The 6331-nt window shown below is 68.7% G+C and carries 7 protein-coding genes; 3 read left to right on the top strand and 4 right to left on the bottom strand.

The window, feature by feature from the left end:
- Positions 1-1325 (top strand): acyl-CoA dehydrogenase family protein (locus tag HY68_RS44355; RefSeq protein WP_041999049.1); only part of this gene is annotated, 1325 nt, incomplete at its 5' end.
- A gap of 20 nt (positions 1326-1345) precedes the next feature.
- On the opposite strand, the gene HY68_RS33575 is transcribed toward HY68_RS44355, so the two are convergent.
- Complete coding sequence (locus HY68_RS33575; protein WP_041999044.1) at positions 1346-2092, bottom strand: TetR family transcriptional regulator; 747 nt, start codon at positions 2090-2092, stop codon at positions 1346-1348.
- Between the two features lie 99 nt (positions 2093-2191).
- Complete coding sequence (locus HY68_RS33570) at positions 2192-3007, bottom strand: methyltransferase domain-containing protein (RefSeq protein WP_041999041.1); 816 nt, start codon at positions 3005-3007, stop codon at positions 2192-2194.
- Between the two features lie 109 nt (positions 3008-3116).
- Between HY68_RS33570 and HY68_RS33565 the strand changes: the two genes are divergently transcribed.
- A complete protein-coding gene (locus HY68_RS33565) occupies positions 3117-3503 on the top strand; it encodes a VOC family protein (RefSeq protein ID WP_041999038.1) in 387 nt (128 codons plus the stop codon).
- 105 nt (positions 3504-3608) lie between these two features.
- Positions 3609-3968, top strand: a complete 360-nt coding sequence (locus HY68_RS33560; protein WP_041999035.1) for a DoxX family protein — start codon at positions 3609-3611, stop codon at positions 3966-3968.
- A gap of 62 nt (positions 3969-4030) precedes the next feature.
- Here HY68_RS33560 and HY68_RS33555 read toward each other — a convergent pair whose 3' ends face one another.
- Both HY68_RS33555 and HY68_RS33550 read right to left on the bottom strand, forming a co-directional pair.
- On the bottom strand, positions 4031-5494 hold the full coding sequence (locus HY68_RS33555) for a polysaccharide pyruvyl transferase family protein (protein WP_042000640.1): 1464 nt from the start codon (positions 5492-5494) through the stop codon (positions 4031-4033).
- A gap of 228 nt (positions 5495-5722) precedes the next feature.
- Positions 5723-6289, bottom strand: coding sequence for a TetR/AcrR family transcriptional regulator (locus HY68_RS33550; protein ID WP_041999032.1), 567 nt, complete (start codon positions 6287-6289; stop codon positions 5723-5725).
- Between the last annotated feature and the right edge of the window lie 42 nt (positions 6290-6331).

The raw sequence follows: 6331 nt of genomic DNA, 5'->3' as shown, positions 1-6331 counted from the left end.
GGCGCGGCGACGTGGCCGCCGCCGCGGCGGCCACGATCGCTCCGCAGGCATACCAGGACAACGCCCAGAAGAACATCCAGATCCTCGGCGGCATCGGATTCACCTGGGAGCACGACGCCCATCTGTATCTGCGGCGCGCCGTCACCCTGCACCATCTCGTCAGGTCCCTGGGCAGCGCGGAGGACGACCTGTACGCGCACAGCCGCGCCGGCGTCCGCCCGCACTACGGTGTGGACCTGCCGGAGGACGCCGACCAATACCGCGAGGAGGCCAGGGAGTTCCTGGCCCGCTACCGTACGGCCGCACCGGCCGAACGCCGTCAGGTGCTCGCCGGGTCCGGCTATCTGGTGCCGCACTGGCCGCGTCCCTACGGCCGCGCGGCGGGCCCGGTGGAGCAGTTGGTCATCGAGGACGAACTGGCCGAGGTGGCGGCGCCGGTACTCGGCATCGGCGGCTGGGTACTGCTCACTCTGCTGCAGAAGGCGACTCCCGAACAGGTCGAGCGCTGGATCCCGCGCAGCCTGGCCGGGGAACTGACCTGGTGTCAGCTCTTCAGCGAACCGAACGCCGGCTCGGACGCCGCCGCCGTCCAGACCAAGGGCGTGCGGGTGGAAGGCGGTTGGCGGGTCACCGGCCAGAAGGTGTGGACCAGCGGCGCGCAGCACAGCGACCGTGGCCTCGCGACCGTACGGACCGACCCGTCGGCGGCCAAGCACAAGGGCATCACCGCCATGGTGGTGGACATGCGGGCGCCGGGCGTAGAGGTGCGGCCGCTGCGGGAGATCACCGGCGAGGCGTTGTTCAACGAGGTCTTCTTCGACGACGTGTTCGTCCCCGACGGCGATGTGGTCGGCGAGATCAACGAAGGATGGAAGGTGGCGCGGGCCACCCTCGGCAACGAGCGGGTGACCATCGGCGGCGGCACGTCCGGTGACCGGCTGTCGGCCTTGGAGTTGATCGCTCTGGCCGAACGTTACGCGCGGACAGCGGACGGCGAGGCGCGGCGGCGGGTCGCCCGGCTGATCGCCGAGGAGCATGCCATGCGGCTGATCAACCTGCGCCAGATCGCGCGGGCGGTGGCCGACTCGGGCCCGGGGCCCGAGGGCAATGTGACCAAGCTGCTGTCCGCCGAACACGCGCAGCGGGTCACCGAACTCGCCATGGAACTCGCCGGTCCCGCCGCGCTCACCGGGCAGGAGGAGCGGGTCACCTTCTCGTATCTCTTCGACCGCTGCCTGAGCATCGCGGGCGGCACCTCGGAGATCAGCCGCAATGTGATCGCGGAACGTATCCTCGGTCTGCCCCGCGACCCGCTGAACGTCTGATCAGCCGGGCCGCCGCCCGCTCAACTCCCCTGCTTCGCCGTCGACTTGGCAGCGGCCGACTTGGCTGCCTTACGGTCGGCGGTGAGCAGGGTGCGCAGGCCCCTGATGTTGTTCTCGATGCCGAAGTCGAAGTCGTCGTCACTCACCATGTACCAGGAGTGGCGTTCGACCTCCTGGGACATGACCGGCATCATGCTGGCGAGATGGGCCCGTGGATGCGGAGCCTCCTCGACCACCCCCTGCGAACGGACCCGGCGCTCGACCATGAGGGAGCCGCGGGTGTAGATCGACAGGGTGAAGTACGCGTAGCTCGCGGACGCCTCGCTGAAGCCGGCCTTGACCAGGACTTCCAGGATCTCCTCGATCCGTGACCAGGTGAGGCTGATGGTGTCGTCCCCGTAGCTGCTGCCCCGCATGATCGTGAGGTCGCAGAGCACGTCGTCCTGGCGCAGGATGGACCGGAAGTTGGAGAAGAACTCACGCAGGACGTCGTCCCACGCCCGGCCCTCCAGCGCCGGCATCTGCCCGTAGAACCTGCGGAACCCCTCCTCCGTGAGGGCGTCCAGCAGCTCTTCCTTGCTCTTGAAGTACCAGTAGATGCTCGTCACACCGACACCGAGGTGCTGGGCGAGGCGCGGCATGCTCAACCCGTCGACACCGTCGGCCTCGCACAGCGCGAAGGCCCCCTTGAGGATTTCCTCCGAACTGATCGAGCCACGCGCTCGCCTACGGCGCGGCGCCGTGGTCCGATTCGTCTGGGTAGCCATGCAATGCTCCAGTCATCGACCATTACGGTATGCCTATCGATACTACCGCAGAAGCCTGCCCCGACAGGCGGCATACGGGCGGCCCGGCGCCCTGCGGGACTACGGTTTGCGGCCCCACGCGGAGACGAGCGGAGCGGTGGCCAGGTCCAGCCGGCCGGTGGCGACGTTCGCCAGGTGCGTGTCGATCTCCGCGTCGGTGGCGAGGCCTGCGGCGACCAGCCGGCCGCGGATCTGCCGTACGGTCGCGGCCTCCAGCACCGTGCAGGCGGGTGAGGTGATCGGGAAGTACGCGTCCGCCTCCACGTCGGCGAGCCCGGCCTCGCGCAGCAGCCGGGGCAGCGTGCGGCCGTAGGCGAGATCCGCCCCGCGCGCCGCCATCAGTTCGCGGAAGCCGGTCCTGAGCCGGTTCGCGAGCCGCTGCTCGGGGCCTGACTCGTCGGGGCACAGCAGCGGCTGCAGCCCGGGGTCGGCGTCCTCCAGCAGCAGCCGGCCGCCGGGGCGCAGCGCCCCGATCATCCGGCGCAGCGCCTCCGCGCGGTCGCCCACGTGCACCAGGACGAGGCGGGCGTGCACCAGGTCGAAGGCTCCGGGCGGCGGCGGGTCGGCGGCCACGTCGTGCCGTAGCACCTGGACCACTCCGTCGGCGGCCTCTGCGGCGTCCGCGGCCCAGGACACCTCGATGTCGGTGGCGACGACGGCGCCCCCGGTCCCGACCCGCTCCGCCAGCCCGACGGCCACGGAAGGTCCGCCGGCCCCGACCTCCCAGCACCGCATCCCCGCGCCGATCCCGAGCCGGTCGACGTGCCGGAACGTCACGGGGTCGAACAGCTCGGAGAGCGCACCGAACCGGATACCGGCCTCCGACTGCTTGTTGTCGAGCAGATAGCCGCGTTCCGAACTGTCCGACGCTGTCATTGTTCTCTTTCCTCTCCAGATGGTGGGGCGCTGCCTGGCATGCTTGCCACCCGCGCCGGTGATCGGGCTCGGTGATCGCGCTCGGTTCACGTAACCACGGAGGAGAACCATGAGGATCCACCTGTCCAGTGTGTTCGTCGACGACCAGGACAAGGCCCTGCGCTTCTACACGGACGTACTGGGCTTCGTGAAGAAGGTCGAAGTACCCGTCGGAGAGGACCGTTGGCTGACGGTGGTCTCCCCCGACGACCTCGACGGCACGGAACTCCTGCTGGAGCCCGACGGCCACCGCGCCGTCAAGCCGTACAAGTCGGCACTGGTCGAGGACGGCATCCCGGCCACCGCCTTCGCCGTGGACGACGTGCACGCGGAGTTCGCGCGGCTGCGCGCGCTGGGCGTGCGGTTCACGCAGGAGCCGGTGGAGATGGGGCCGGTCACCACGGCGGTGCTGGACGACACCTGCGGCAACCTCATCCAGATCGTCCAGACCACCTAGTTCCTGATCGATGTCACACATCGAGTCGCCGGCTTCTCTTGCAGGAGGACGACATCCCAAGGGAGCGCCGCACAGCAGCGCTCCCCCGCAGAAAACGGAGAATGCGTGTTCGCCGCCTACGTCACGGTCACCATCCTCGGCGCGGTCTTCAACGGCGCCGCCGCCGTCACCTACCTGATCGGCCACGAATACCCCAAGTCCCAGGCGGACATGAAGGGCCTGCCCCGGAAGTGGGTGCCGGTCCTGGGGCTGCTGCTGGCGGCGGGCACCGTAGGCCTGGTGGCCGGATTCGCCGTGCCATTGCTGGGAGCCCTCGCCGCGTCCGGCCTCGTGCTGTACTTCATCGGCGCGATCATCGCCCACCTCCGGGTGGGCTCCCGCAACATCGTCGGCGGAATCGTCTTCCTGGCCACCGCGGCGGCAGCGCTCGTACTGGGCTTGTCGTACCACGGCGGCTCCTGGTAACCCGGCGGATCCAGCAGCCCGCGCGAGGGCCCGGCGTAGGTGTCCGCCGGGCCCGCCGTCGGCTACTTCCGGCGCACCCGGCGCCGTATCGCCGGGCCGAGGCGGACCAGCAGTCGCTTCTCGACGCCCGACATCCGCTTCTCCGTCGCCGTCAACTGCTTGCGCATCGCGGCGATCTCTTGCTGCACAGAGCTGTACTGCCGCTCCGCCGTGGTGAGCCGCTTCTGCAAGTCGTTGTTCTTCTTGGTGAGTCCGTTGATGCGGCGCTCGGCCGCCGCGTTGCTGTGTGCCAGCTGCTCCCGCAGCCGGCTGAAGCGGTAGCGCAACGCGCCGTCGTCGGAGCCGTCCCACAGCGCCACCGAGGGCGGCAGTTCGATGTCCGCGATCCGTGCGTCGAAGGCAGCGCCGCCGTCACCGTGGATGAAGGTGTTCTCCAGGTCGTTCTTGTCGAGGAAGGCGGTGAAACGGTCGAACCGCTCCGCGTGCCCCTTGAGAAGCCCAGTGAAGTCAGCCTGGTCGTAGAGGTCTTGGGGGTGGATGTCCCCGGGCAGACCGGGCAGCTGCCGGTGCGGGAGGTCGAAGTAGCGGCAGAGTTCGAGGGTGCGGGAGTCGTGGGTCAGTACCACGGCCGGAGTGCCGGCCAGCAGGGCCGCGATGTTGCCGTGGATGCGGGTGCCGTAGGCGAAGTCGTACGAAGCCAGCTCCCGCATCCAGACGGTCGGGTCCATCGGCACCCTGACCTTGTTCTCCCGGAACAGCGGGTGCGTCAGCTGGAGGGGGAACGCGTCGTGCCTCCCTGCCGCCGCCGTGGTGTCGCCCCAGAAGAGGATCTCGGCGTCCAGGGTGTTCTGCGCGAAGTACGTCAGCTGCGGGAAGCGCTCCACCGCGTGCCGCGCCAGGCCGCCCACATCGCCGACGGGTATCGCGTCCGGCGAGAGGTTGATGGCGATCCGAGAGCCGGCGTCTATGGTGCCGGGGTCACGGGGCGTGGGGAAGGTGCCGCCGTGCAGGAACATCGAAGGGCAGCCGATGATGTCGACGTCACCGAAACCGAGGCCGCGCAGATACGAGGCGGTCAGCTCACCGCGGACACCGATGGCCGGGGATCTCTCCAGTACAGCCCGGGCGAACCGGCGAACCGACGCCTCCATGGGCCGCAGCGGCTCCGTGTCGTAGTCGGCGCCGACCTGCGCCCCGACGCCGAGGACCACCACGGGAATGGTGAGTTGCTCGATCAGCGTGGACAGCCGGTCCAGGGACGCCTGGAAAGCGGGACGGAAGGCGTTGGCGAGCGGCACTACGAAGACGTCGTACTGCTCGTTGATCTCCCGCGCCCGCTCGGCCGAGGAGTTGGTCCTGATCCCGTTGGACGTGACCTCGGTACGGTCGGTGAGCAGCAGCTTGTGTGCGGCGTCGCTGAAGAGCAGATTCCCGTTGTTCGTACCGATCAGGTCCTGGTGAATGAACTCTTCGTGCGTAGCGACACGGAAGGGGCTCTTCCCCGAGCGGATGAGGATGCGCTTCATGCCGCACACCCCGTGCCCTCGACCGGCCTACCGGGCCCCTCCGTCACCTGGCGGTCGGTGCCGCACCAAATAGCTGATGGAACCTGACTCAACACGAAATCCTCTTCACAAAGTCGTTAACAAGAGAACACAACTTGTCCGTCCGGCACTCTAACCGCGCCACCTAGGCCTCGTACATGTGTGCCAGCGGGCCATTTCCGCAGTGCCGCGGGGCTCGGAGCGTTTCGCCTACTCGTGCCGAAGGGTGTCCCGGAGTTCCGTGGCGACCGATCGGAGGCAGGTCGGGAAGTCGATCTGCCCCTGGGCTTCGACCCATTGGAAGAACGCGTTCTGGAAGGCGATCGTCGCGATCTGGGCGACCAATCCTGCCCTGCCGGGCTCCACGTCGCGTTGGTCGAGTGCGCCCCGGATCGCTGTGGTGAGTGCCGCGAGTTTTGTGCGCTCGCGTTCCTGGAGTTCTGCGCTGCTGTCGATCACGGCGCGGCGTTCGGCAGCATGATCGACCAGCATGACGAGTTGCGTGCCCACCTGGGCAAGGGCGTCGAGGGTCGCGGTCAGCGGAGAGGCGGTCTCGTCGGCGGATCGCACGGCATCGGCCACCGCGGCGGGCAGGCGCTCGGAGCCCGCGAAGAGCACTTCGCGCTTGTCGGGGAAGTAGCGGAAGTACGAGCGCCGGGTGATTCCGGCGCGTTCGGCGATCTGCGTCACGGTCACGCTGTCGTACCCGTGCTCGCTGTAGAGCTCCAACGCGGCCTTCGTGAGCCGTTCTTCCGTTCCCGGGTCCCATCGCGCCATGGTCCGACCCTAGCAAGTGATGTCTCACTGTGCCGTCAGTAC

This window comes from Streptomyces sp. AcH 505 (assembly GCF_000818175.1).
In the GTDB taxonomy this organism is placed as follows: domain Bacteria; phylum Actinomycetota; class Actinomycetes; order Streptomycetales; family Streptomycetaceae; genus Streptomyces.
The sequence above is the reverse complement of the archived record's forward strand: the minus strand, read 5'-3'. Positions and strand labels throughout refer to the sequence as shown.

What these genes read in the sequence shown, in the direction of transcription:
- HY68_RS33575 (WP_041999044.1), bottom strand. Translation starts at nt 2,092, where the DNA reads ATGGCTACCCAGACGAATCGGACCACGGCGCCGCGCCGTAGGCGAGCG.
- HY68_RS33570 (WP_041999041.1), bottom strand. Translation starts at nt 3,007, where the DNA reads ATGACAGCGTCGGACAGTTCGGAACGCGGCTATCTGCTCGACAACAAG.
- HY68_RS33565 (WP_041999038.1), top strand. Translation starts at nt 3,117, where the DNA reads ATGAGGATCCACCTGTCCAGTGTGTTCGTCGACGACCAGGACAAGGCC.
- HY68_RS33555 (WP_042000640.1), bottom strand. Translation starts at nt 5,494, where the DNA reads ATGAAGCGCATCCTCATCCGCTCGGGGAAGAGCCCCTTCCGTGTCGCT.
- HY68_RS33550 (WP_041999032.1), bottom strand. Translation starts at nt 6,289, where the DNA reads ATGGCGCGATGGGACCCGGGAACGGAAGAACGGCTCACGAAGGCCGCG.